This window comes from Mesopusillimonas faecipullorum (assembly GCF_020539505.1).
Taxonomy (GTDB): Bacteria; Pseudomonadota; Gammaproteobacteria; order Burkholderiales; family Burkholderiaceae_B; genus Mesopusillimonas; species Mesopusillimonas faecipullorum.
This window is the reverse complement of sequence record NZ_JACDXW010000004.1, coordinates 350,430-375,486: the sequence shown is the minus strand read 5'-3', so window position 1 is coordinate 375,486 and position 25,057 is coordinate 350,430. Positions and strand designations below refer to the sequence as shown.

Sequence of the window (25,057 nt, the reverse complement as noted above, 5' to 3'; positions counted from 1 at the left end):
CCGCTCAAAACCGCACCACGCTTTGACAATCAAAAAAGAACTCACTTCACCAAGCCTTGAGCTGCCCTTCGGGTCTAAGCCGCTTGCGTGAAACGCGTTTCACTTACCGCACCTGCCGTTGCAGGCCTCTGGTTGTTAATTGCTAGGTGTTTTCCCTATTAGGGTTAACGCTAGTGCGTTAGCAACCAAGACCGCAACTATAGCATAGTTTTTTTGGCCTTTGCAAATCAAAACCCAAAATATTCAACAAAACACGAAAATATTTTGAAAAAGACTAAAAAAGCCTTGCTGCCCTAGCCTGCAAAACCCCCACCGTCTAAAAATGCTTGCTCGGCTTCGGTGGTAACCCGGCCCAAACTGGCGTTGCGGTGAGGAAAACGACCGAAGCGCTCAATAATGTCTCGGTGCTCTACAGCGAAACTCAGGCCTTCGGGAGCATGCTCTTTATATAGCAGCACACCGTACTCCTGATCGCCCAGGTCTTCTGAGTGTATGAAAGGCACGCATACAAAGAGGCGTAGGGATGCTTCAAGCTGGGGAAGGAACTCTGACTCTATATAGTGAGTGGCGTAGTGCCTAGCCAAAGGATCTGTGGCAAACATATGCGCCGTTCCGCGAAAAGCATTGCGTGGATACTGATCCAACAAGATCAGCAAGGCAAAACAAGACTCGGGGTCGTCTTTCCAGTCATCCAGTTCACGCCTGGCAGCGGCAAAATGCAGCTCGTAAAAAGTCTCGCGAAAGACGGTATCGAAAGCTTCGTCTTTGACGAACCATTTTTCGGGCCCCGCTTCTCGCCAGAACTTTAAGACCTCTTCGGGGCCAATGGACGTACGGACAGTATTAACAGACATTTCCCTCTTCCTTTCAGCGTAAATCGAAAGTTGCGCCATCGGCGCGGCTCCATGCTTGAGTATCGCACGTTAGCTGCACACCAACCTCATTCAACTCGTTACCTAAGTTCTCCACTCACTATCTTCCTAAAGAAGACAAAGAGCCCTCGTGCCTATTGCGCCGCAGCAACACCTTCTACACGCCTTTTACACTTCTCTTTTCTTCTTCAATGCTTAATGTATACTTTATTCTGTATGGCAAATACATAGCGTTTGTTTAACCGCGGTCCGCGTTAGCTGGCCGTCCCCTTACTTCACGAGGATTAGCCATGAAGCTGATAACCGCCGTCATCAAACCCTTCAAGCTGGAGGACGTTCGAGAAGCCTTGTCGGCGCAGGGTATCCAGGGCATGACCGTCAGCGAAGCCCGCGGATTCGGTCGCCAAAAAGGCCACACCGAACTGTATAGAGGCGCTGACTACACCGTGGATTTTCTGCCCAAGCTACGGATAGAAATTGCAGTGCGCGACCAAGACGTGGATCTGGTGATTGAAAGTCTGTGCGCAGCGGCACACACGGGACGCATCGGCGACGGCAAGATTTTCGTCACCGACCTGGAACAAGTGATTCGCATACGCACGCGTGAAGAAGGCGACACCGCGCTGTAAGCCCAATACGAGTACCCCTCTATATATAAGGAAGCACAGCTATGAACTCCACTGATCTTGCGTGGGTCAGCACATCGACTCTGCTGGTATTGATGATGGTTGCGCCCGGCCTGGCGCTATTCTACGGAGGGCTTGTTCGCAGCAAGAATGTGCTGTCGCTCTCTCTGCAAGTGCTTACGGCATTCTGCCTGGCAATTATCGTTTGGTTTTTCTACGGTTATTCTCTTGCCTTCTCCGAAGGTAATGCCATCATAGGCGGCTTCTCGCGCCTATTTTTTTCCGGGATGATGGATTTCAGTAGCGATACTTTCGCACTGTCGGGCACCATCCCTGAAATCAGCTTTGCTGCATTTCAAGCCACCTTTGCCGGTATCACCTGCGCACTGATAGTCGGTGGCTTCGCGGAACGCGTCCGTTTTGGCGCCGTCGTGCTCTTCTTGTTGTTATGGGTAACTTTCGCCTACCTTCCTATTGCCCATATGGTGTGGGGCCCGGGGGGCTGGTTGCTAGAGCGCGGCGCCCTCGACTTTGCCGGTGGCACGGTCGTCCACATCAACTCGGGTGTAGCCGCCTTGGTAGCCGCTTGGTATTCCGGGAGCCGTATGGGATACGGTCGTGAACCCATGAAGCCCCACAACTTGCCCATGACCATGACGGGCGCCGCCTTGTTGTGGGTAGGTTGGTTCGGCTTTAACGCGGGTTCAGCTTTGGCCGCCAATACGATTTCCGCTTTAGCCTTCCTGAACACTCTGATCGCTGCCGCAGCAGGTTTGCTGGCTTGGATTGCCGTAGAGCGTATCGTCAAAGGCAAGTCGTCTCTGCTGGGTGCCGCATCTGGCTTAGTTGCCGGCTTGGTCGGTATTACCCCCGGTGCCGGTTTTGTCGGCCCCGCAGGAGCTCTGGTGATAGGCTTGGCCGCTGGCGCCATCTGCGTCTGGGGTGTTAATGGTCTGCGTCGTATGCTGCGTGCCGACGATACTTTGGATGTCTTTGGCATACATGGCGTGGGCGGCATTGCCGGTGCGCTCCTGACCGGCGTGTTCAACGCTCAACTGCTGGGCGGCCCGGGCTTGGCTGAGTTCAGCAGCGTGCCCTACCAACTGTGGCTGCAATTAGAAGGCGTTTTAATTACTCTGGTTTGGTCGGGTCTGGTGGCTTGGGCAGCTTGCGCTATCGCCGATGGCGTCTATGGCTGGCGCGTTACCCCCGAAGAAGAAAGCATGGGTCTCGACATTGCCTCGCATGGCGAATCGGCCTACAACGAGAACTAATGGCATCAGCGGGTTCTTGAAAGCAAGAGGGCGGACCTTGAAAGTCCGCCCTCTTCTTATATGGCTAAATACCGATTACGGATTAGATCGCCGCCGGTTGACTCGTCAGTTGAGGCGCAAGCTGCGCCACGATCTCGTAACTGCGAAGGCGCGCCGGATGTTCGAAGGTGTTAGAAGTAATCATCAGTTCATCTACGCCCGTACGATCTATAAATGCTTGCATCTGACGATGTACAGTTTCAGGTGAGCCTACTGCCGAACACGACAATATGCCGTTCAACATCTCACGTGCTGGCGGCGGCAGGGAGTCTATATACCCCTTCACAGGTGGCGGTAGACGTATCGGTCTGCCGCTGCGCAAACTGACGAAGGATTGCTGCCAGGATGATGCCAAATATTCGGCTTGTTCGTCGGTGTCTGCGGCAAAGACATTAAAGCCTGCCATGACGTGGGGTTTATCCAAGTGCTGTGACGGTTGAAAATGTTGCCTGTAAACCCGAATGGCCTGCATCAGAAACTGCGGCGCAAAATGCGAAGCAAATGCGTAAGGCAAGCCCAAAGCTGCCGCCAACTGCGCACCAAACAAACTGGACCCTAGTATCCAGAATGACATATTCAAGCCGGCGCCTGGTACTGCCAACACAGGTTGCCGGGAAGGCGCATAAAAATAATCCATCAATTCGACGACATCTTGCGGAAAAGCATCCGCGCTCTCATGTGTATAACGACGCAGAGCCCTAGAGGTTTGCTGATCAGAGCCCGGCGCCCGCCCCAGGCCCAAGTCAATGCGCCCAGGGAACAATGATTCTAGGGTGCCAAATTGCTCTGCAATAACCAAAGGAGAATGATTGGGAAGCATGATGCCTCCCGCCCCCACACGAATACGCTGGGTCACCGCTGCGACTTGACCAATAAGCACCGCAGTGGCGGCACTGGCAATGCCGGGCATACCGTGATGTTCAGCCAGCCAATAACGATTGAACCCCCAGGCATCGGCATGGCGGGCGAGGTCTAAAGTGTGCTGGAACGATTCGGCAGCAGAACCGTCTTGACGTATAGGCGCTAGATCTAGCACCGACAGAGTGACCATACAGACTCCAACAAAGAATTCGGCGTGGGTAAACGCCCTACTCTTTATTCTATTGCCATTCAGTAAAGGCCGTTCGGCTGGCCTTCATCAACGAGAACATAAGCCACTGTCCGAGCTAAATAGCAATGTCCGGCCGGGAGTGGGCGGACCTTCCGAAGCCGCACCAACATTAAGCGTATAAGCCACTTGCGCAGGACGAAATTATTATGCTAAAGTTACGTTCTTTGGCGCATTAGCTCAGCCGGTTAGAGCGACGGAATCATAATCCGCAGGTCCCCTGTTCGAATCAGGGATGCGCCACCAAGGAATACAAACTGCCCCGACACCGCAAGGTTCGGGGCAGTTTTTTATTCAATGGATATGTAAGTAATTGGACGTTCCAGCTACAGGAAAAAGCCACGGGAAAATTGAAGGTCTCGTCAGAATCCGTGAAGAAGGAAATCCACAGCAGCCACGATGTCGTCATGCCGATCCTGGAGACTACACGTTGGAGTCTGTAACTCCCGCACTGGAACCGCCGCGAGGTACTGCGTCACCATCACGTGAGGTTCACCGGCGATGTCACACACCGGGTTAAGTGTTTTCGCGGGTTTGGGTGCCCTGCTTACAGGAAGCAAGGGCACAACTGCCCGCGTGCTCATCTGCTGCAGTATGTCCGCCTGGACATCGAGAAGATAGCCTAGCCCCGACGGATTCGGGTAGACGTCGTAGCGGCTCATCAGAACATCCGGTACTTCGCCAGCGGAAGGCCGTGTTCTTCAACATACGCATTGGAACTTTCGATAGCCTCCTGGTTTTCAGCAAGCCAGAGGTCGCTGCGTGCGCGTGTGATGGCTTGAGCCAGCCCGGCTTCCGCAGCCTGTGAGATGTTGATTTGCAGCGCCTTGGCTTCGGCCAGTAGGTCTTCAGGTAGTGAAACATTCGTCGCGCGCTTGCTAGCGGTGCGTGGGCGGCTTGCTGTCAGCATGGCTTTCTCCCAAATCATGCGATGCAATAATGCGCATCAATTTCAATACATTATATGCACATGACACCTCTACGCAAGTGGGGAGCACACGACCGCGACCTCATAAGAACAGCCTCATCGCGCCATCAGGCGAAGCCGCCGTTGGCGCGGATGATCTGCGAATTCACCCAGCCGCCGTCCGGCCCAGCCAAGAACGACACCACATTGGCGATCTCTTGCGGCGTACCCAGACGCTCCAATGGCGCCATCTTGGATATCTGCGAGATCTGCTCGGGCGTCTTGCCGCTGAGGAACAACTCCGTGCCTACCGGCCCCGGTGCAACAGCGTTGACAGTGATACTGCGACCGCGCAGTTCGTTAGCCAATACATGCACCAACCCCTCAACGCCGGCTTTCGATGCAATATACGGGCCATAAGACGGGAACGACTTAGCGATGACACTGGTGGACAGCGCAATAATTCGACCACCGTGCTCTAGATAGGCTGCCGCTTGGCTCAGTACCAGAAAAGCGCCCCGCAGATTTGTGGCGATCACCTTGTCGAAATCGGCCAAGCTGGCCTGCTCTATGGGAGCCATGGGCATGATGCCGGCGCTGTTAACCACCACATCGATGCGACCATATGCTTGCTTAGCACTATCGAACAATGCAGCCACGGCATCGGCATTGCCAACGTCGCCCTGGATGGCTATGGCACGCCCCCCGACCGATTCGATAGCAGCGACAGTTTCCTGTGCTTTCGCCGCATTACCAGCGTAGTTGGCAATCACAGCGAATCCATCGACTGCCAGCCTGATGGCAATGGCTTGCCCGATACCACGGGACGCCCCGGTAACGATGGCGACTTTGCTTGCTGCATTTACGTTCATTTTCGGGTCCAGAGAAAAAGTGACGACATACGGATTATTATCGTTTCCCCAAACAGAATAAATAGCTGTAAATTGGCATATGAATTCAATCAGCTATAACAATCAGCATAATGGATCGCTTCACTTCCCTGCAGCTTTTCACCCGCATCGTTGAGCTGAGAAGCTTCAGTCGCGCTGCGGCCGCATTGCAGATACCCCGCGCTACAGCCACCTATGCCATCCAAGAGCTGGAGGCCCGACTAGGCACCCGCCTGCTCGACCGCACCACACGTCAGGTCAGCCCTACGCTGGACGGCCAAGCATTCTACGAGCGATGCATACATGTGCTCAGCGAGTTGGAGGACGCAGAGTCTTCGCTGCAACACGTCGCTTCGAATCCTCGCGGAGTGCTGCGCATCGACATGCATGGCACGCATGCCACAAAAATCGTCTTGCCTAAAATCGACGATTTCCGGTCGCGTTATCCTGGTATTGATTTGGTCGTCAGCAGCGGGGATAGGCTGGTCGATCTAGTTCGCGAAGGAGTCGATTGCGTCATCCGTGCCGGCAACCCGCACGACTCCTCTTTAGTGGCTCGACAGCTGGCCTCAATGCCACAAGTTGTATGCGCAAGCCCAGCGTACATCACTGACTTTGGCATGCCGCAGCATCCAGACGAACTATCGTCACACTATGTGGTGAAGTTCTTTACCAGTAGCGGTGCCGGGGACTATCCACTGAAGCTGTTTGTCGATGGTCAGGTCCGCACGTACGCACTCGACGGCTGGATGTCAGTCAACGATGCTGAGAATTACGTGGTCTGCGCCCTGCGTGGTTGCGGATTGATCCAGTTGCCACGCTTTCATGTGGAAGATGAGTTGCGGGATGGAAGACTGATCGAAGTATTAGGAGGCTGGCCAAGCCCGGACCTCCCCCTGTCTGCGCTGTACCCGTACCACCGCCAACTCTCGCCAAGAGTGCGCGTATTCATCGACTGGCTGACGAAGGTATATGAAGATAGGTTCAGTCGAACTTTTCTGAGAGCCATCTAAGGCCGGAGTAAAACGGGAGAGGCGTCGCTGCTATTGCCAACCCTATGAGATACGGTAAGCCTAAGAGTTCATAGCCAAAAGGCGCAAGCATGACATTTACGAAATAGATTGCCATGCCCGAGAAGTTGCTCATCAGCGAATTGATCCATGAATAGATCAAAATGCCAATCCCCACAAAAGCAAGAGGCGTTGAGATACTGACCCAGAAGGGCAGGCCTGTTGCCCAAGTCAATGCCGGCCCAAGCCCAAAGGCAGCAGCAAGAACATTGAGCAAACTTAGAAAAAGCGCACCAAAGATGGCGACTTCTGGAAGGTATTTGAGCATTTAGTTGTTGCCACCTACCGATAACTTTAGGTTATTACACAACGGGCGAAGAGACCGCATTATATAGAGATTGCTTGTGGTCACATTGGATACGGAAAAACTCGTCTATCGATAAGATTTTTCACAGCTTCGGCTATTGGCACCCTCCTGTCCGCCCCAGGCTTCCTGCCGCTGCAACTGCTCTCATACGTTTCCTGAAAAACAGCTTTATTATTCTTGTTTTAAGAATATACATTAGCATTTGATCTGTTTATAGAAATTAAAGAAACAATTAAAGTGTGCACATGGACATCACAAACGCTTGATAGCGGTCTTCCACTTGCTACAGCACACAGATCCAGAAAGGCTGAAGCCTTTTAAACCCACACACAGAACCTAGACCCTTTCCATACTTATAAGGACTTCCTCATGAAAAAAACGTTTATTGCCGCCGCATTCGCCACATTTTTCGCTGCTCAGGCCATCGCTGCTCCACAAACCTATGCCGTAGATTCCAGCCATACCTTTCCGCGCTTTTCTTATGACCACATGGGTCTGTCCAAACAGATCCTGAGTTTCAAGAAAACGACGGGCACGGTGGTGCTGGACAAAGAAGCGAAGAACGCCAACGTGGACATCACCATAGACATGACCTCGGTAAACACGGGTTTTGACGTTTTTGATGGCCATATTCAAGGTGCGGATTTCCTGGATACGGCCAAATTCCCCACGGCCACCTTCAAGTCGACCAAAGTCATCTTTGACGGCGACAAACCCGTTAGCATCGAAGGGGACTTAACCATCAAAGGCGTCACCAAGCCAGTCACGCTCACCATAACCTCATTCTTCAACGGTCCTCACCCCATGATGAAAAAGGATGCGATCGGAGCTAATGCCAGCGCAGTGATTTCGCGCACCGCCTTTAATGCCGGTCACTTTGCCCCCGGCGTAGGCGATGAAGTCACGCTCGACATCGCTTTGGAAGCCGTGGTCGAATAAGCTTTCAACGCTCTCTTGGCCTGAGGTCTAAGATCAATTCGAGATCTGACCTCAGGCTTTGCATGCAAGGAATCGAAATGGGTCTCTTAATAGACGGTAAGTGGCACGACAAGTGGTATGACACGAGCAGTACAGGCGGACGTTTCGTTCGCAGCGAGACCCAGTTTCGCAACTGGATCACATCCGATGGCAAACCCGGCCCCAGCGGTACAGCCGGTTTCCGCGCAGAGCCTGGACGCTATCACTTATACGTTTCGCTTGCCTGCCCATGGGCGCATAGGGTGTTGATCATGCGCGCCCTCAAGGGCTTAGAGAACATGATCAGTGTTTCGGTGGTCAACCCTTATATGGGGGAAAACGGCTGGTCATTTGATCCCGCCCCGGGTGTGGTGGCCGACCCCGTTGACGCAGCACAATACTTATATCAAGTCTATTTACGTGCCAACCCTCATTACACAGGTCGCGTAACTGTCCCCGTGCTATGGGACTTGCAGCGCAATACCATAGTCAACAACGAGTCCTCAGAAATCATCCGGATGCTTAATTCAGCTTTCGACGGAATTTGTGCCAGAGAAGGAGACTACGCCCCCCAGGAACGACTTGCCGACATCAACGCAGTGAACAGTGAAGTTTATGACACTGTTAACAATGGCGTATATAAGGTGGGATTTGCCACTTCACAGTCGGTATACGAGCAAGAATTGAACAAACTGTTTACTTCTCTGGATCAGTTGGAAGCCAAGCTTGGGCAGCAGCGGTATTTGGTAGGCGATGACATTACAGAAGCAGATTGGCGTTTATTTACTACTTTGATTCGCTTTGACGCCGTTTATTACAGCCACTTCAAGTGCAACCTTAGACGTTTATCTGACTATGAAAATCTATGGGCCTATACGCGCGAGCTATACCAATGGCAGAACGTGGCAGAAACAGTAAATTTTGAACATATTAAGAACCACTATTACCTCAGTCACCCCAGCATCAATCCAAATGGTATTGTGCCGCTGGGCCCCATCCTCGACCTGGATCAGCCTGCAGACCGCAACAATCTGATAAAACGCTAATGGCATTCAGACCGCAGTACGGCTCGCAGTTAGCTCTGCAGCCCCATTACCCTTTGGGCATTTATGCCGATTCATGGCAATTCCTGCGGAAACCACCAAGCTTTTCTTAAGTAATAAAGCCGCTGCCTGCCAGTCATTGATAAAGTTTCGAACTCAATCAGATGAATAGTTTTGGATATGCCGCATGAAAAAACCATCTCACAACTATTTTGCAACTTATCTTGCAATATAAAACCCTAGCGACATCTATTTATAATAAAATTATTACTTGTACGCATTAGGCGTACTCATCCCCAAGAGCAAAGAGAAAACATAATGGCAACCTATCTTGAGTTAAAAGCCCAAGCTGAAGCCCTGATGCAACAGGCCGAGCAAGCACGCAAACAAGAAATCGCTGAAGCAGTCGCAGAAATCAAGCAGAAAATGTCCCAATACGGTATTTCAGCTGCTGATTTGGGCTTAGCTCCCGGCGGCAAGAAATCGGCTCGCAAGGGCGCCGTCACAGAGGTGCGCTTCAAAGGCCCTAACGGCGAAAGCTGGTCTGGCATGGGTAGACAGCCGCAATGGCTCAAAGAAGCCCTGGAACAAGGCAAAAGCAAAGAAGACTTCGCAGTTTAAAGAGGTCGGTATCCTTGGCGGCGCTGCGGTGGCACCATCGCAGCGCCGCTCCTTCCAAAACAACTGGCTCGCACACATTAAAGTGGCGTACGCGCACCATGGGCGTCTTGTACAAGCAGTTTTAACAAGCCAGCAACAATAGTCATATTTGACATTCCCCCCCGCTTCCGGGACAATTTTAAGGTTTATTGTTTACAAATAGCCTATTAAATTGGGGAGATTGGCATGTATCTGCTGCACGATGTCCTCTGCCAATTTGGCTCTTTTGCTGATGCGCAGCGCGCTATGCGTGTCTCGGCACGCACAGACTCACAACAGGAAGATCTGCCTAAGATTTCCTTGGGTCGCTTGCATGCGCCTCCGCACCATTCTTTGTCGTTCATTCACGACCGCTCTCTGCGATACGGGCGCTAGCCTACGCATTTTCTCAGCCTGCTGCTATACCCCGCACTTCGCGGCCCGGCCAGTGTGCCACACAGCATTTCGGTTGAGCTTCGCCTTTTTCTGCCTCGGTGAGCCGATCTCTTCGGCGATGGCTTGATTTTCAATGTACCCAATGATTCAAACGCCTTATTATCTCGTCGACAAGAACGCCTTTGTCGAGAACCTACGCAAGATAGAAACATTGCGCTCTTTGAGTGGCGCCAAGGTGCTGCTGGCACTCAAATGTTTTGCCACATGGTCCGTATTCGATCTGCTCAGCCAATACATGGATGGCACGACTTCATCCTCTTTGAATGAGGTGCGACTGGGTAGGGAAAAATTTGGTGGGGAAACCCACGCTTACAGCGTTGCCTACGCAGACCACGAAATTGCCGAGGTTGTCACTCACGCCGACAAGATCATTTTCAATTCTTTGTCGCAGTTTCATCGTTTCCAGTCTCAGACGGGTGAGTTGCCCAAAGGGCTACGATTGAACCCTGGGGTTAGTGCTTCGGCCTATTTACTGGCGGACCCCGCTCGCCAGCACAGCCGTTTAGGCGAATCCGACCCAGCCAAGGTAGAGGCCGTCGTAGAATCACTGGACGGCTTCATGGTGCATAACAACTGCGAGAACCGCAGCTTCGAGCGTTTCGATGAGCTACTGACCCAAGTAGAAGAGAAGTTCGGTCATCTATTTCATCAAATCAATTGGGTGAGTCTGGGTGGCGGCATCCATTTCACCGAAAGCGGTTATCCCATCGAAAAGCTGGCTGCCAGACTTAAGTCATTCGCCCAACGATATAACGTTCAGGTGTATCTTGAACCCGGCGAAGCTGCAGTCACCAACACGACAACACTTGAAGTCACTGTGCTGGATGTTCTGGATAACGGCAAGCCCCTAGCCATTGTGGACAGCTCTATCGAAGCCCATATGCTGGATTTGCTCACTTATCAGTTGACAGCCCGGGTCAGCCCAGACAACGGGCCGCACACTTACATGATTTGCGGCAATTCGTGTTTGGCTGGCGACATTTTTGGGGAGTTCCGATTTGAGGAGCCTCTACGGCCAGGATCGCGCATTTCTATCCAGGATGCAGCCGGCTACACCATGGTCAAGAAGAATTGGTTTAACGGCGTGCGCATGCCCGCCATCGTGGTACGCGAACTGGACGGCAGCACCCGTGTCATACGCCAGTTTACTTATGCCGACTTTGCCTCCAGCTTGTCCTGAGGCTCATATTAACCAGGAGTTCCATCATGAAACCTAACGTCCTCATCATTGGTGCGGGTGGTGTGGCCCACGTGGTGGCGCACAAGTGCGCGCAAAACAATCATCGCTTGGGCGAACTACACATAGCCTCGCGCAAGCTGGAAAAATGCCATCGCATCGTAGAGTCGGTGTATAGCAAGGGCAGCATGAAGATGCCTGGACATTTTCAGACCCATAGCCTGGACGCGATGAACGTTGCCGCCACCGTGCAGCTGATACGCGATACCAAGGCCGGCATCGTCATCAATGTGGGCAGCGCCTTCCTGAATATGTCGGTTATGTCGGCATGTATTGAAACCGGTGCCGCCTATATAGACACAGCCATCCACGAAGACCCATCCAAGGTTTGCGAACCGCCTCCGTGGTATGCCAATTACGAGTGGAAACGCCGTGAGGAATGCGATCGAGCCGGCATCACGGCCATCCTGGGTTGCGGCTTTGACCCAGGTGTCGTCAACGCCTATGCCCGTTTGGCCAAAGATGACTATCTGGACGAAATCGACTCCCTGGACATCATAGACATCAATGCCGGCAAGCACGGCCATTACTTCGCCACCAACTTCGACCCTGAAATCAATTTCCGGGAGTTCACGTCAACGGTATGGTCTTGGCAGAACAGCCAGTGGCAGGCCGCCAAGATGTTCGAGCACAAGCAAACCTGGGATCTACCTGTAGTGGGTCAACAAGCCACCTACCTGACGGGTCACGACGAGATTCACTCCCTGTCGCATCATTTAGGTATTCCAGACATCCGTTTCTGGATGAGCTTCGGCGAACACTACATCAACGTCTTTACCGTTCTCAATAATCTGGGTCTGCTGTCCGAGAAACCTGTTGTCACAGCCGAAGGACAAGAGATCATCCCGCTCAAAGTCGTTAAGGCTGTACTACCAGACCCGGCTTCATTGGCCCCCCGCTACACCGGCAAAACGTGCATAGGCAGTTTGCTTAAAGGCCGCAAGAACGGCGAGGAACGCGAGGTTTTCATCTATAACGTTTGCGACCACAAGCAAACCTACGAAGAAGTGGGCAGCCAAGCTATCTCGTATACCGCCGGCGTACCCGCTGTCGCCGCCGCTCTGTTGATTGCCGATGGCACTTGGAATGTGCGACGCATGGTAAACGTCGAGGAACTTCCCCCTCAGCCGTTTATCGCGCTGATGAACGAAATCGGGCTGCCTACCCAGGTGATCGACTCGGCTGCCTCCGGCACCTCACCTGTTGAGGTCATTGACGCTGCCGACACCTTACGCAGCTAAATCAAGGTAGCCGGGGCCAGCGCCCCGGCTTGCATCCCTACTCTTCAGGCAGCGCTGCCCCGGCCTTTAGCCCCTGACGCTGCCCGTCCAACAAGTCGAGCAAAAGCCCGGAACCCTGTGCGTTCACCCTAAAGCGCCCATAGCGAGCTTGCTCGTAGTGGCCTTGCTGCCCCTCGGGAAAAAACCACGCATCCGTGACTATCCAGACTTCACCGTCCCTAAGCCGAAAAGCCAGCTTTTGAGCACCCTGCTCCAACGGGTTTTCATCGTTTAATTCGTCAGCTTCTGCCGAGACGCCGCGCAAACGATGGACGCCGTCAGCATCTGGCACCAGCAGCAACCAGCCCCGGCCCGCCTTACGCACGGCATCGGCCAACTCTGTCGGTTCGGACAACAAAGCCTGCACTTCATTCGCCACGGCATAGCGCAACATCATGTAGTCACCTTGCATCAGCGATCGCGGGTCTACCGGCGCCAACTCCAAAACGACATCCTGCCCTTGTCGCAGCAAACGCTCGCGCTGGGCGATACTTAAATTCGCAATGAGCAAGACCAGCAATAAGCCTGCCACTATGGCAGCCGCACGCCATCTGCCTGACTGCTTGCCGGAAGCGACCGCGTTCGCCTGCTTAGGTTCCTTGGTTTTGCCAAAACCTGTAAGCAGGAGGGTTCCGAATAGCAGCCATGCCCCTGTGCCACCCAGCACCCATGCTTTCTGCAACAACGGGGTTTCAAGCTGGTAATAGAACTGCGCGAGGTAAGTTAACAGTGCGACAACACTGAAGCCCAGCAGAGCACGCCGACCTAGCAGCCGGCCCACCAACACCCAGGTGAGCGCCACTGCAACGCCCGGCGCACCTAACCAACCTATGCTGGCCACCATCAGCATCAAAGCCGCACCCACCGCTACTCGCCCACCACTGCCTTTCAACATGGCCGCCAGCGCATAAATGGGTAGTAGCGCCAACATAATGCCCAGGCTCCAGACCCACGCCCATTGCGGCGTCACAGGCAGATGATTGCTCCAACTAAGGGCGGGAGCCCACCAGCCGGCCACAAGAGCCAAAGCCGTCACCGCCCAAGCCAACGGAACAAGAACCTGAAAGCGCTCGCTCGCCACAACCAGGCGCCAGCAGATCAAGGCAGCCACGTTTAGAATAAGCAGGCGCTGATACGAGAGCGTGATCTCTGCCACATGCATCTTGCTCCATAAGCTGTCCAGCAATAGGGTGTGCCAAACATAAAGCACAAGCATGCCCACGCCCACCAAGGCGCTTAAAAAACGTAGCGTGAATACTGGTGCCACCACGTAGATGAGCACAGCCGGCAACACCACTGCCGCCACGGTACCGATCAAGAAAGGGTCGCCTTCCACAAGCATGGCGACCGCGTAAGCCACGTACCCCATGGCCGACAACACGACGCCCAGATCGCGCCATGCGGGTCGCTGATGATGAGTACGCACGAACAGCAGCCCCACGACCAACAACAGCACGCCAAGAATGGCGGTAGAGGTTTCGTTCAGTTTGAGCACCAGCGAGAGGAACAGCAAACACAGTACAACGGCCAACCCCATCAGCACCAGACGAAATGCACTGATGAACCAAGGCTCCTCATTACGCTGCTTATGAAAGTCGGTTTTGCGCACCACCGCCAACAGATGGCGCGCCCCGTATATAAAGCACGCCACGAGCGCCACAATGACGATGGGTAGCCCGGCGTTGAGGCCCGCTGTATAGATGATGATAATGCTAACGGCGGCACTTGCAGCCAACCCCAGAAGGCTCAACATGACCGCGTCGGGCTTAAAACGCGTGTAGGCAACAACCAACCCTGCACCGACCAGAAATCCGGACAGACTGAAAGCACTCGCGTACAAACCAGTACTGTTCAGCGCATCCACCAGACCAGTCAGCCACCACCCCAGTAAGGCAGCCATGGCAACACGCGGCCCGATGCGCCAGGTGTCATCTGAAGCAAGACGCGTGTCAGCCACTTCGCGCAGCCCCATCAACGCCAGATTCAAAACCGCCATCAAAGCGGCGATAGCGGCCCAGCCAAGCCCGGTTTCACGCGACAAGAACAGCACCAGCGCAAGGTTCAAGACCGTTGCCAGCAAACATAGCAAAAATGCAGTGGGGAGAATAAAGGCCCAAGGCACAATAAGCACCGACCACAATGCAAACAACTGCCACGGATCGGCACCGGTTTGGTATGTCTGGCCTATCAGCGCGAACAATGCCCCCACCAGTACCGCTGCCAGCCCCAAGGCATTGGCTGCCACGCTGGAAAGGCCTCTTTCATGCGGTCGAGCCCAAAGACGCCAGCCCGCCACGAAGACGCTGACTGACAAAACTGTCTGGGTTCCCGCCAGCTTTTGCAGCGCGCTTGCATACGGCCAGTTGGCTGCTATCCAACATATCGCTGCGCTGGCCAGCAAACCCGAACCCAGGATGATTGCTAAACGCCGCAAAAAAGGCAGATCGGCCTTGCCTGGCATCAATAAATGCAAATTCGGAGTCCTCAAGCTTTACCCCTGATAGACAACCCATGGCTGCGCAAGGCCGCCGCGCCAGAACAGCGTAGCCACTAACGAGCCTGGTTCGGGTACACCAGGCTATCACCGGCGGTAAAGAACCGCCGACTTCAGCCGTCAACACAATAACCCAAACGCCTATGCACAGCATGCGACACAGTGCTTTTTTTGCCCCGTAGTCTAGGCCAGCCACGTCACGAACGCTGTCACAACGAGACAATCCACACCATGCGCATCAATTTGCCTGTCACCGATGTTGAAACCATCGTCCGTGAAGACCAGTACCTCATCTCAAAAACAGATATGAAGGGGCGCATTATTTACGCCAACCCCGCCTTTGTCGAAGTCAGTGGCTTCACGCGTGAGGAACTCATAGGTAAACCGCACAACCTGATACGCCACCCGGATATGCCGGCTGCAGCCTTTGCAGACCTGTGGGACACCTTGAAAGCCGGTGAGCCTTGGCTGGGCATAGTCAAGAACCGTCGCAAAGATGGGGGCTACTATTGGGTGTTGGCCAATGCTTACCCTGTTATCGAAAATGGGCAGGTCAGTTGTTACGCTTCTGTGCGCGTACAAGCCACTCGCGAGCAAGTGCAGCAGGCCCAATCCTTTTATGCCGATCTGGTCGCGCAACGGCGCACCCACCTTACCGTAAAGCACGGGCAAATCACCGCTAAGGGCTGGCGCAACGCGCTAAGCTGGCTTGCCCTGCCCTTTCGTAAACGCTTGCGCGCTTCCATGTTCCGCATGGCCGTGATGGCCTCGGTAGCCATAGGCATTGCCAGCTATTACGCCGCTACCGGGGGCGTTTCGGGACAAGCGCATTGGGTAGTCTGGCCCGTTCTGGCGGCCCTTACCGCCGGCACCTTCGGCTATGGCTGGATTATTGCCAAACGCATTACGGCCTCTTTGAATCAAGCTGCTCGCATCGCCCGCCAAGTCGCGGCGGGTAACCTCAATACTTCCATCGAAGCCGACAGCAGCGACGAGCTTGGCCGCTTGCGATTTTACCTAGACATCATGCGCAAAAGCCTGATCAGCCTAAGCAACGACGTGCAAACCGGCGTTACCGGCACGGGCCACGCGGCACAGGTGCTCTTTGCCAACAACCAGCACTTGTCTACGCGCACCGAAGACCAAGCCACCTCGCTTCAAGAAACTGCGGCAGCCATGGAAGAGCTCACCATTACCGTAAAGCAGAATGCCGATAACGCCGCGGCAGCGGCAGAGCTTGCCGACGATAGCACCAGTATCGCCCAGCGGGGCGGCAACGAGGTCGCCAAGGTCGTCCAGACCATGGATGGTATTCGAGAGAGCTCTCGCAAGATTGCCGATATTGTCACCTTAATAGAAGGTATCGCATTCCAAACCAATATCCTGGCCTTGAACGCAGCGGTCGAGTCAGCTCGAGCAGGCGAAGCGGGTAAAAGTTTTGCCGTCGTTGCCGGCGAAGTTCGCAACCTGGCCCTGAAGAGCTCTCAGGCTGCCAAAGAGGTCAAAACCTTGATTGACGAATCTAACGGTCGCATTAGCCTTGGTGCGAGTCAGGCCACACAAGCCGGCAGCACCATGCGCGACATTGTCGAGTCGTCCGAGCGTGTCGCCAAGCTCATGGCCGAGATTTCCTTGGCCTCTGTCGAGCAATCTGCCGGCCTAGAGCAAATCAATGAAGCTATCTCTCAGATGGATTCCGCCACGCATCAAAACACCACGCTGGTACACGACTTAGGCCAGACCGTACGCGCTTTGTCTGGCGAAGCCGCCGACTTAGGGGATGCCATAGGCGTTTTTAACAGCCACTTACTCGAGCAAGGCCGCCCAGCCAAGTTGTCCCAAGCGGCCTTAGCGGCTGCCTCCACAGCTGCTCACGCGAAGCAGCCTGGCTAAACGTACGCAATAGAAAAGCGCAGTGCCACGATAAACGCCAAAAAAACGCCCACCTGATGAACTGGTGGGCGTTTTCTTTTGGCCCAGGCATTGAGCGCCTGGACATGGCTAATGGGTCTTACTTGACCTTGCCTGGGTCTTTCATGTTTTCGATGACGTCGAACTCTACGTTAGCCAAACGGCCATCTTGGCGTTTGACTTCGCGGATGTAGATGTTTTGAACGATGTCGCGAGTTTCTGGGTCGATAGAGACGGGACCACGCGGGCTTTCCCATGCCATACCTTTAACAGCTTCCATGAAGGCATCGCCGCTAGCATCGCCATTGTTCTTCTTGACGGCCTCTAGGATGACGTGCATGCCGTCATAGCCGCCCATGGACATGAAGTTGGGGCGTACCGTGGGGTTAGCCTTGGCATAATCAGCGGTGTACTTACGATTCAAGTCAGAGTCGTGAGCATCGGAGTAATGGAAGGCGGTAATCAAACCAAGAGCGGGATCACCCATGGCGTCGAGCACGTGCTCGTCGGTAAGGTCGCCGGTAGCAAACAGCTTGATGCCGGCTTCTTTCAGACCGCGCTCTGCATAGCTTTTAAGGAAGGCCACACCTTGCTCGCCCGAGGGAACAAACATGAAAATGGCTTCGGGCTTGGCATCGCGCACGCGCTGCATGAAGGGTGAAAAATCAGGGTTCTTGACAGGCGTACGCAACTGACCTGTGATTTGCCCACCACCTTCGGTGAAGGTTTTGACGAACTGTTTCTCTGCGTCGTGACCCGGGCCGTAATCAGCCACGAAGGTGTAAGCATTCTTGATGCCGTTTTTAAGCATCCAGGTGGCCATGGCGCCCGAGTTTTGCGGCAAGGTCATGGAAGCGCGCGTAATGTAAGGCGAACGCTCGGTAACCGAGGACGTAGCCGCGTTCATGACAACCATGGGCACCTTGGATTCAGTCGCAACCGGTGCTACGGCAAAGGCCGAGGGCGTCAGGCCAAAGCCAGCCAGCACGTCTACTTTGTCGCGGTTGACGAATTCTTGTGCAGCCCTGCGGCTGAGTTCGGGGGCAACGCCGGTATCGTCTTTGACCAGGATTTCAACCTTACGGCCAGCAACGGTGTCGCCATGATGAGCGAGATAAAGCTTAGCGCCATTGAGGATCTGCAGGCCGTATTCGGCATGGGGGCCGGACATTGGCAGCACGAACCCAATTTTGAGGGGGTCAGCTGCTTGGGCAGTTGCTGCGACGCCCAAGGTAAGCATAGCCGCGCCTAAGAGTTTTTTGAGGTGCATTACGTGGTCTCTCCAGTATTGTTGACTGTTACCCGCCACAATAAGTGTAGCGAAACTATGGGGGTTCCGATAAGGCTCGCGGCAGTAATATGGCGCACTTATCGGAAACAGACTGTAAGACTATTAATATGCATCGAGCTTGTCAATGCTTGTTGGCCCTCATTGCGCTACTCAAAAAAACAGGCAGCAAGTGTTTTTTAGGACTCTATCAAGCTGGCGGCCTGTTGTCGAAACGCGCGTGGGGACATCCCCGCCATACGGCTAAAAAAGCGGGTGAAGTAAGCGGGATCGCTGAAACCTAAAGCATCGGCCACATTGCTGACGGTCATCGAGGTGTACACCAGCATGCGTTTGGCTTCCAATAAACGACGTTGATGAATTAGCATCAGCGCGGATTGCCCAACGATATCGCGGCACAACACATTGAGATGGGCCGGCGTCACACCTATATGAGCCGCGTATTGCGCTACCGACCAGGGCTTCAGGTAGTTCGCTTCGATAAGATCGCCAAACGCCGCAAAATGTCGCCGAGCTCTATCCATGGGCTGCGTAGCGGTACTGCCCGCTTCTTCGGATAGCCGGCGACTCAGCCAGACCAGAATACTCGTCAGCATGGCCTCTATCAGCCCATCTCGATGCTCTCGTTTAGCTTGATAGTCGGTGTGCAGCCAACTGAAGGCGGCATCCAGAGCAGCCAAGTCGGCCGCCTCTACGCGCAGCACACGCGGCTGCCCCGGCAAATGCACCACGCCACGTAAAGATTGCTCCAGGCGCTTGATCAAGGGATAGCCCAAGGTCACCACGTAACCTTGCGCATCGGGTGCAAACTGAAAACCATGTGCACACATCTGCGGCACGGCCACGATACAGCCGGCAGGCAGGTCGTGGAAGCGGCCATCTAACGCGGCACGCGCTTGCCCTGCTCTGAGATACAACCATTGCATCAAACCATGGTGGCGATGCAGGCGAATCTGCCAATCGTGCAAGCGGCTACGGGCAGCAATGGATTCGCAATGCACCATGTCAGGCGTCGGCCATTGGTCTTCGCCGTAGAGCTTGTAGATGGGCGCCCGGGCGCCGGGAGACTGTAGGGAGGGCTGCATAGCTGAGTTCCGGTTTTGCTTGCCCTGGTAAAAAAGTGGGTTCAGGGTTAACCCTTGCGCAGGACCAAAAACTGCTATTGACTCGGCCTACTCTAATAAGAATCTTGCAAAAGTACAATTATTCGACAAAGAAGTGCATTCCGCAATATTGCCGACAGGGCCATCATTACACGTGAAACCAGATAAATATCGGCCTGAGTCCAGCGTATGCCGCTCTCAGCCCCTTTTCGCCAGGAGCCCCACATGAAACAAATGCGTACCCAAGTCGCCATCATAGGCGCCGGCCCTTCCGGCTTGCTGTTGGGCCAACTGCTGCACCATCAAGGCATAGACACCGTCATCCTAGAGCATCGTACCCCCGAGTACGTGCTCAGCCGCATCCGCGCCGGCGTGCTCGAGCAAGGCATGGTTGACCTGCTGCGTGAAGCCAAAGCCGGCGAACGCATGGATCGCGAAGGCGATGTGCACGAAGGCGTCAACATCTCTTTCAACGATAAGCTGCACCACATAGATTTCGTCAAGTACGCCAAAGGCCAGACCGTCATGGTCTATGGCCAAACCGAAGTCACACAAGACTTGATGGACGCACGCAAGCGCGAAGGCGGTGTCAGCCTGTACGAAGCCGAGAACGTGCAATTGCATGATTTCTACACCGACAAACCTCGCGTCACATTTACCCGTAACGGCGAAGAAGTAGAACTGCACTGCGACTACATTGCCGGTTGCGACGGATTTCACGGGGTGTCGCGCCAGTCCGCGCCCAAGAACGAAATCCGCACCTTCGAACGTGTTTACCCATTCGGCTGGTTGGGTATTTTGTCTGAAACGCCCCCGGTCAACGACGAGCTCATCTACGCTCACCACGAACGCGGGTTTGCTCTGTGCAGCCAGCGCAATGCCATGCTCAGCCGCTACTATGTTCAGGTATCGTTGGATGACAAAGTCGAAGACTGGTCTGATGAGCGCTTCTGGGAAGAGCTGAAACGCCGCATTCCGGCCGCAGCGGCCGAGCGCCTGGTAACCGGTCCCTCAATCGAGAAAAGCATCGCCCCGCTGCGTAGTTTCGTTACCGAACCTATGCGCTATGGCCGTATGTTCTTGGTTGGCGACGCCGCTCACATTGTTCCGCCCACCGGTGCCAAAGGCCTTAACCTTGCCGCCAGCGATGTCTCTACCCTTTACCGTATCCTGGTCAAGGTCTACCAAGACGGCCGTACCGATTTGCTCGAAAAATACTCTGAAATCGTCTTGCGTCGCATCTGGAAGGCTGAACGCTTCTCGTGGCTGATGACCAATATGCTGCACAAGTTCTCGGACGACCCCTTCGCCCAGCGCATGCAGTTGGCCGAGCTCGATTACTACACGAGCTCGGAGGTCGGGCTGGCCAGCATTGCCGAAAACTATGTCGGCCTGCCCTACGAAGCTATCGAATAAATTACAACAAGTCTTTACGAAGGTCGGCGGCGCTACGCGGCGAAAGCAGCCCAGGCGCCACATCGAACACCGTTTTGGCACCGCTCTGACCCTGCTGCTGCAGGCGATGAGCGGCACGCGCATAAGCCACCAAGACACTGGCGGTGTATTCGGGGTTGCTATCCAGCTTCAGGCTGAACTCCATCACTTGCTTGCTGGCGCCTTGGTTAGTCTGACCCGAACGAATCACAAAACCGCCATGCGGCATGGTGTTGTGGTTCTGACGCAGTTCTTCTTCCGAGATGAAGTTCACCGTAGTGTCGTAATCGGCAAAATAAGCCGGCATCGAAACGATGGCCGCCTTAACTGCTGCGGCATCAGCCCCCTCTTCCAGCACCACGAAGCACTCGCGCGTGTGCTTTTCACGCGTGCTAAGCGTTGGGTTGCTTCCTGAACGCACTTGATCCATAGCCTCTTGCACGGGCAGCGTATATTGCACGCCCCCCTTTACACCCGGTACACGACGGATAGCGTCCGAGTGGCCTTGGCTAAGGCCTTTACCCCAGAATGTATAGGTGGCACCTTCGGGCAGAATGGCTTCGGCATACAGGCGGTTAAGGGAAAACATGCCTGGATCCCAACCCACCGAGAGCATGCCAATGGTTTTGCCGGCTTTGGCCGCCGCGTCAACTGCGGCAAAATATTCAGGGATGGCAGAGTGGTTGTCGAAACTATCTACCGTAGTAAACATGGCAGCCAGTTGCGGGCCTTGCTGTGGCAGGTCATCTTTCGAACCGCCACACAAAATCATGACGTCGACTTCACTGCGGAAACGCTCAAGCTCGCTCATGCCGTATACAGGCACGCCACTGAGGGGCTTAACGCCAGCCGGGTCACGGCGTGTAAACAGCCCCACCAGACGCATGTCGGGGTTCTGCGCAATGGCGGCCTCAACGCCGCGCCCCAGATTGCCGTAGCCTACAATGCCAATTCTGATTGCGTTTTCCAAAATCACTTCCCTTGAAATTTGATCAAAACGTCGGCAGATAGGGGGCGCCGACGGCCAATAAGACCCTATTTTAGCGTATTTTGTATACTGGAAAGATTTCCATGACTCTGAAAACTGAAGCTGATTCTCCGCACGTTCATGGTTACCACTCCCATGTGTATTTCGATACTGATACGCTGGATCAAGCACGCAGGCTTTGCGAAGAAGCAGCCCAGCGCTTCGACCTGCGCATGGGTCGTGTGCATGAGCGCCCAGTTGGCCCGCACCCTGACTGGAGTTGCCAACTGGCCTACCGCCCCGAACTGCTGAACCAGGTTTTACCTTGGCTGGCTATTCATCGCCAGGGGCTGGTCATTTTTACCCATCCCGTCACTGGCAACGACCTAAGAGACCATCGCGACCATGCCATCTGGATGGGGGCAGTCAGGCCGCTCAAGCTCAGCCAATTCGAAGATCGCCAAGATCCTGTAGAAGAAAGCTTCTAATACGCTAAGCCATTTTTTCTTTTCACCAAAAGCAACGCCCCGGCCAAAGCCGGGGCGCGCATGGTTTTCAAACCATCACCTAGCCCATCATGGGGCGCAGCGATAACTCGAAGCTTGGTTGGCATCGCCCTGAACATGCGTCGCTTTCAGAGGATACAAGCAAAGCGGACGAGTCTTCTCGGCGGTGTCGCCTGTGGCCGGCGCTGTGGCAACTATGGTCTCGGGCGCTTCGTCCTTTTCCACCCAACGGGTGAGCGCTTCGTAAAGCTGCTCGTTAGTGGGCAGCGGCGGATTCGCGGCGGCATTCGAAGAACCATTCCGGAAACCATGATCCATAGATGGGATCAGATAGAAACGGTAGAAGTCTTGAATGCTGTCTATACCGCCCATCTGCTCGGCAACGCGGCCATAGTAGTTGATGGAGCCTTGCGGCATGATCACGAAGTCAGCCAAACCGTGATACATGAGCATTTTGCCGCCACCATCTCGGAAGGCGCTCAAATCCGGGTTATCCGTATTGATATTGGAAAACTCGGTTTGCATTTCAACGCCCAGGCGGCGGGCTTCAGCTAAATCGGCGTAGCTCAAGTTTTTCCAGCCGTTTTCACCATCGCCCAAGGTTTCATTGGTAAATGGGAATCCACGCGAAATAGGCATGGCGATCTTAGGGTCATTGAACTCAAGAGCGACCATATCGGCAGCAATGGGGAAAGGCTCAGGTCCGGCCAGCCCCATCAAAGTCGTGCCACGCGTGGGACCATACCAAAGATGCTTGCCCGAGGGAGACGCCGCCCAACCGTTATCCAACGCGGGATCAGGCGCACTGCCGTCTTCTGTCTGGCCGTACCAGATCTTGTTGACCGCTACGGCCTGGGTGGCATCCAGACAAACCGCTGCATCGGCGTTCTGGCCGGTCACACCTTGACTGCTCACCCCTTCACACAGGACTTGGACGTCACGAGTGGCGTCGTAGTAGCACTGGGAAGGATCGGCGATATAGCCCAGATGCTGGCCGTTAACGACGTCGCATTCGTTGATCGCGCGGTCAGAGACGAAATCCAACTGCGCCTTGCTCAGGTTTTTCCCGTCAAGATCACGCTGGAAAACGATTTGGGGATACAGCTCGGCGGTGATGAACTTTGACCAGTTAAAGGCAGGCGCGCCGGCCAAGATACCATCGAAATCATCCGGGTAAGCTTGGGCCTCTTTGTGGCCCTGGCGCCCCCCGGTGGAGAAGCCATTGAAATAACTATAGCGGGCTTCTTCGCCGTAATAGGCCTTGGTCAGCAGTTTGGTCTTGACTGCCATTTCATGAATGCCACGTTCGGCGAAGTCGTGCCACAGCGCCGTATTGATACTGCCGTCGGCGTTAAGGGCAAACGAACCGTTGTCGACCCTATGACCGGTGTCAGTCGTGGCAGAAACAGCGCCTTCTTCCATAGCGGTGGTGGCGGCAGCGCCGCTGCTGCTATTGGCTGCGCCGGCAAGCTCGGTGGTGCTTCGATGCACACCCCCCACCCAACCGCCGCCGCCTTTCACGTGAATGCGCTGATTCCAGTTCTCGTGCGTGGGCAACCAGATTTCTATGCCGATGCCCGGCGAGGTAGAAGGTGCATTTTCTGGGCCGTCGTTGCCAGGCCCCACATTGATCTTGACCATGCAGACGTCGTTGGACGCTTTGGCTGCATTGGCTGGGGCCGACTCGGCCAATGAAAGCGCATCGCCCTTTTTGAAGGATTTAACCAGCAAGACTTCCGTGTCTGCGGCACCCGAAAATGCCTGCTTGATCTGCGCCTCTTCGCAAGCCAATTGCGCGGGAGGCGTGTCGTTATCGGTGCTGTCGTCCCCGCTGCTACTGCCACAGGCAGTCAAGCCGAAGACGCTTCCTATGGCCAAGGTGCCCAGCGCCAGTCTCCCAGGGAAAAGCCTATTCCTTTTTGTCATCGTCCACTTCCATTGTTAATGTTTTGGAATGACGATTATGAGCAGCTACTACATAATGTGCAATATACAACCTTCAGCATTTTCTCTTATTGTTATTTTTTAATATTTGTGCAATCAAAGAACTTAGTTAGAATAAAATTTAAGGCAAATAAAACAAAAAGATACGAGCAATCCGGGAAAGAACAGCGACTCTATGGCAGGCGTGGGCCACCCGCCCATTAACAGGCACTATATTTCCTTAACCCACCGCCTTAGCTGCGCCTTAGGCGATGACTGCCATCCGGTCTTGCAGATCATCTGAGCCCAAGCGGCCTAACGTTTTTTCCTTGAATTGGTGGTGCGTGGCGCCTGCCTGGCCTCTTCCGAATTCGTTAGCTGCGCCATCCATGTCAGCGCCTCAACGTGCATCAGAAAATGTTGCAGGTAGCCGGGCGCTTGGTCGTGCATCAAAGTCAGCGAGCGATAGATCAGTTGGCTGGTATTAAGCGGCCCGGCGTTGCCCGGCACCTGTGCGCGCGACTCATGCAGTTGGCGGCTGGCGTTGATATCAGCCCAAAGCTCGCGAAAATACGCCATTTGGATGGGTTCGCCAGCAGCACCGCTGACCTCAGGCGCTTTAAGAGGCTGCACGGGGTCGGACTCATGCCCCGTGGGCTTGTTGCTAGCAATATAGGCCAATAGCTCGGCCAGTGGTCTCTTGCCCTGCCCCCGTTCTTGACTCAC

Annotated in this window: 24 protein-coding genes and 1 tRNA gene; 13 read left to right on the top strand and 12 right to left on the bottom strand. The window is 54.4% G+C overall.

Translation table 11 applies throughout. From position 1 onward, the window contains the following. Positions 1–293 precede the first annotated feature (293 nt). Complete coding sequence (locus H0484_RS10065) at positions 294–854, bottom strand: DUF924 family protein (protein WP_226954438.1); 561 nt, start codon at positions 852–854, stop codon at positions 294–296. Positions 855–1,162: 308 nt separating this feature from the next. On the opposite strand from H0484_RS10065, the gene H0484_RS10060 reads away from it, so the two are divergent. Further along, on the top strand, positions 1,163–1,501 hold the full coding sequence (locus tag H0484_RS10060; protein WP_226954437.1) for a P-II family nitrogen regulator: 339 nt from the start codon (positions 1,163–1,165) through the stop codon (positions 1,499–1,501). Between the two features lie 41 nt (positions 1,502–1,542). Continuing rightward, entirely contained in the window at positions 1,543–2,772 is a 1,230-nt protein-coding gene (locus H0484_RS10055) for an ammonium transporter (RefSeq protein ID WP_226954436.1), read from the top strand. A gap of 82 nt (positions 2,773–2,854) precedes the next feature. Here H0484_RS10055 and H0484_RS10050 read toward each other — a convergent pair whose 3' ends face one another. Further along, entirely contained in the window at positions 2,855–3,862 is a 1,008-nt protein-coding gene (locus tag H0484_RS10050; protein WP_226954435.1) for an LLM class flavin-dependent oxidoreductase, read from the bottom strand. Between the two features lie 226 nt (positions 3,863–4,088). Between H0484_RS10050 and H0484_RS10045 the strand changes: the two genes are divergently transcribed. Next, positions 4,089–4,165: transfer RNA gene (locus H0484_RS10045), tRNA-Met, on the top strand. A 116-nt stretch (positions 4,166–4,281) separates the two neighbouring features. Here H0484_RS10045 and H0484_RS15245 read toward each other — a convergent pair. From H0484_RS15245 to H0484_RS10030, 3 genes are all read right to left on the bottom strand, one after another. After that, complete coding sequence (locus H0484_RS15245) at positions 4,282–4,581, bottom strand: CcdB family protein (RefSeq protein ID WP_226954433.1); 300 nt, start codon at positions 4,579–4,581, stop codon at positions 4,282–4,284. Then, a complete protein-coding gene (locus H0484_RS10035; RefSeq protein WP_226954432.1) occupies positions 4,581–4,829 on the bottom strand; it encodes a type II toxin-antitoxin system CcdA family antitoxin in 249 nt (82 codons plus the stop codon). The genes H0484_RS15245 and H0484_RS10035 overlap by 1 nt, the downstream gene beginning before the upstream one ends. Positions 4,830–4,954: 125 nt before the next feature. Then, positions 4,955–5,698: an SDR family oxidoreductase gene (locus tag H0484_RS10030; RefSeq protein ID WP_226954431.1), complete on the bottom strand. Its 744-nt coding sequence runs from the start codon at positions 5,696–5,698 to the stop codon at positions 4,955–4,957. A gap of 110 nt (positions 5,699–5,808) precedes the next feature. Here H0484_RS10030 and H0484_RS10025 point away from each other — a divergent pair, with 110 nt between their 5' ends. Continuing rightward, positions 5,809–6,729: a LysR family transcriptional regulator gene (locus H0484_RS10025; protein ID WP_226954430.1), complete on the top strand. Its 921-nt coding sequence runs from the start codon at positions 5,809–5,811 to the stop codon at positions 6,727–6,729. Here the strand turns inward: H0484_RS10025 and H0484_RS10020 are convergent. Next, complete coding sequence (locus H0484_RS10020; RefSeq protein ID WP_226954429.1) at positions 6,701–7,054, bottom strand: hypothetical protein; 354 nt, start codon at positions 7,052–7,054, stop codon at positions 6,701–6,703. The genes H0484_RS10025 and H0484_RS10020 overlap by 29 nt on opposite strands. Before the next feature lie 408 nt (positions 7,055–7,462). Between H0484_RS10020 and H0484_RS10015 the strand changes: the two genes are divergently transcribed. The 6 genes from H0484_RS10015 (at position 7,463) to H0484_RS09990 (ending at position 12,666) form a co-directional block, all read left to right on the top strand. Then, the gene (locus H0484_RS10015) at positions 7,463–8,032 is read left to right on the top strand and encodes a YceI family protein (protein WP_226954428.1); all 570 of its coding nucleotides are present in this window, start codon (positions 7,463–7,465) and stop codon (positions 8,030–8,032) included. A 77-nt stretch (positions 8,033–8,109) separates the two neighbouring features. Next, positions 8,110–9,096 (top strand): glutathione S-transferase family protein, encoded by a 987-nt coding sequence (locus H0484_RS10010; protein WP_226954459.1) that lies wholly within the window; start codon positions 8,110–8,112, stop codon positions 9,094–9,096. Between the two features lie 315 nt (positions 9,097–9,411). After that, positions 9,412–9,714 carry an H-NS histone family protein gene (locus tag H0484_RS10005; RefSeq protein WP_226954427.1) on the top strand — a complete coding sequence of 101 codons (303 nt, stop codon included), beginning with the start codon at positions 9,412–9,414 and terminating at the stop codon, positions 9,712–9,714. A 225-nt stretch (positions 9,715–9,939) separates the two neighbouring features. Then, the gene (locus H0484_RS10000) at positions 9,940–10,128 is read left to right on the top strand and encodes a hypothetical protein (protein ID WP_226954426.1); all 189 of its coding nucleotides are present in this window, start codon (positions 9,940–9,942) and stop codon (positions 10,126–10,128) included. A 142-nt stretch (positions 10,129–10,270) separates the two neighbouring features. Then, complete coding sequence (gene nspC / locus H0484_RS09995; protein ID WP_226954425.1) at positions 10,271–11,368, top strand: carboxynorspermidine decarboxylase; 1,098 nt, start codon at positions 10,271–10,273, stop codon at positions 11,366–11,368. 26 nt (positions 11,369–11,394) lie between these two features. Then, entirely contained in the window at positions 11,395–12,666 is a 1,272-nt protein-coding gene (locus H0484_RS09990; protein WP_226954423.1) for a saccharopine dehydrogenase family protein, read from the top strand. Between the two features lie 37 nt (positions 12,667–12,703). Here the strand turns inward: H0484_RS09990 and H0484_RS09985 are convergent, their stop codons facing one another. Beyond that, positions 12,704–15,193, bottom strand: a complete 2,490-nt coding sequence (locus H0484_RS09985) for a GDYXXLXY domain-containing protein (protein WP_226954422.1) — start codon at positions 15,191–15,193, stop codon at positions 12,704–12,706. A gap of 237 nt (positions 15,194–15,430) precedes the next feature. Between H0484_RS09985 and H0484_RS09980 the strand changes: the two genes are divergently transcribed. Further along, the gene (locus tag H0484_RS09980; RefSeq protein ID WP_226954421.1) at positions 15,431–17,092 is read left to right on the top strand and encodes a methyl-accepting chemotaxis protein; all 1,662 of its coding nucleotides are present in this window, start codon (positions 15,431–15,433) and stop codon (positions 17,090–17,092) included. 118 nt (positions 17,093–17,210) lie between these two features. Here the strand turns inward: H0484_RS09980 and H0484_RS09975 are convergent, their stop codons facing one another. Further along, a complete protein-coding gene (locus tag H0484_RS09975; RefSeq protein ID WP_226954420.1) occupies positions 17,211–18,380 on the bottom strand; it encodes an ABC transporter substrate-binding protein in 1,170 nt (389 codons plus the stop codon). Positions 18,381–18,577: 197 nt separating this feature from the next. Further along, entirely contained in the window at positions 18,578–19,483 is a 906-nt protein-coding gene (locus H0484_RS09970; protein ID WP_226954419.1) for a helix-turn-helix domain-containing protein, read from the bottom strand. Between the two features lie 252 nt (positions 19,484–19,735). Between H0484_RS09970 and pobA the strand changes: the two genes are divergently transcribed. Beyond that, complete coding sequence (gene pobA / locus H0484_RS09965) at positions 19,736–20,917, top strand: 4-hydroxybenzoate 3-monooxygenase (RefSeq protein ID WP_226954457.1); 1,182 nt, start codon at positions 19,736–19,738, stop codon at positions 20,915–20,917. A 1-nt stretch (position 20,918) separates the two neighbouring features. Here the strand turns inward: pobA and H0484_RS09960 are convergent, their stop codons facing one another. Further along, complete coding sequence (locus H0484_RS09960) at positions 20,919–21,905, bottom strand: diaminopimelate dehydrogenase (protein WP_226954418.1); 987 nt, start codon at positions 21,903–21,905, stop codon at positions 20,919–20,921. Positions 21,906–22,006: 101 nt separating this feature from the next. Here H0484_RS09960 and H0484_RS09955 point away from each other — a divergent pair, with 101 nt between their 5' ends. Continuing rightward, positions 22,007–22,390 carry a DOPA 4,5-dioxygenase family protein gene (locus H0484_RS09955; protein ID WP_226954417.1) on the top strand — a complete coding sequence of 128 codons (384 nt, stop codon included), beginning with the start codon at positions 22,007–22,009 and terminating at the stop codon, positions 22,388–22,390. 87 nt (positions 22,391–22,477) lie between these two features. Here the strand turns inward: H0484_RS09955 and H0484_RS09950 are convergent, their stop codons facing one another. Then, positions 22,478–24,334 (bottom strand): tannase/feruloyl esterase family alpha/beta hydrolase, encoded by a 1,857-nt coding sequence (locus tag H0484_RS09950; RefSeq protein WP_226954416.1) that lies wholly within the window; start codon positions 24,332–24,334, stop codon positions 22,478–22,480. Positions 24,335–24,646: 312 nt separating this feature from the next. Beyond that, positions 24,647–25,057: a DUF2894 domain-containing protein gene (locus H0484_RS09945; RefSeq protein WP_226954415.1), complete on the bottom strand. Its 411-nt coding sequence runs from the start codon at positions 25,055–25,057 to the stop codon at positions 24,647–24,649.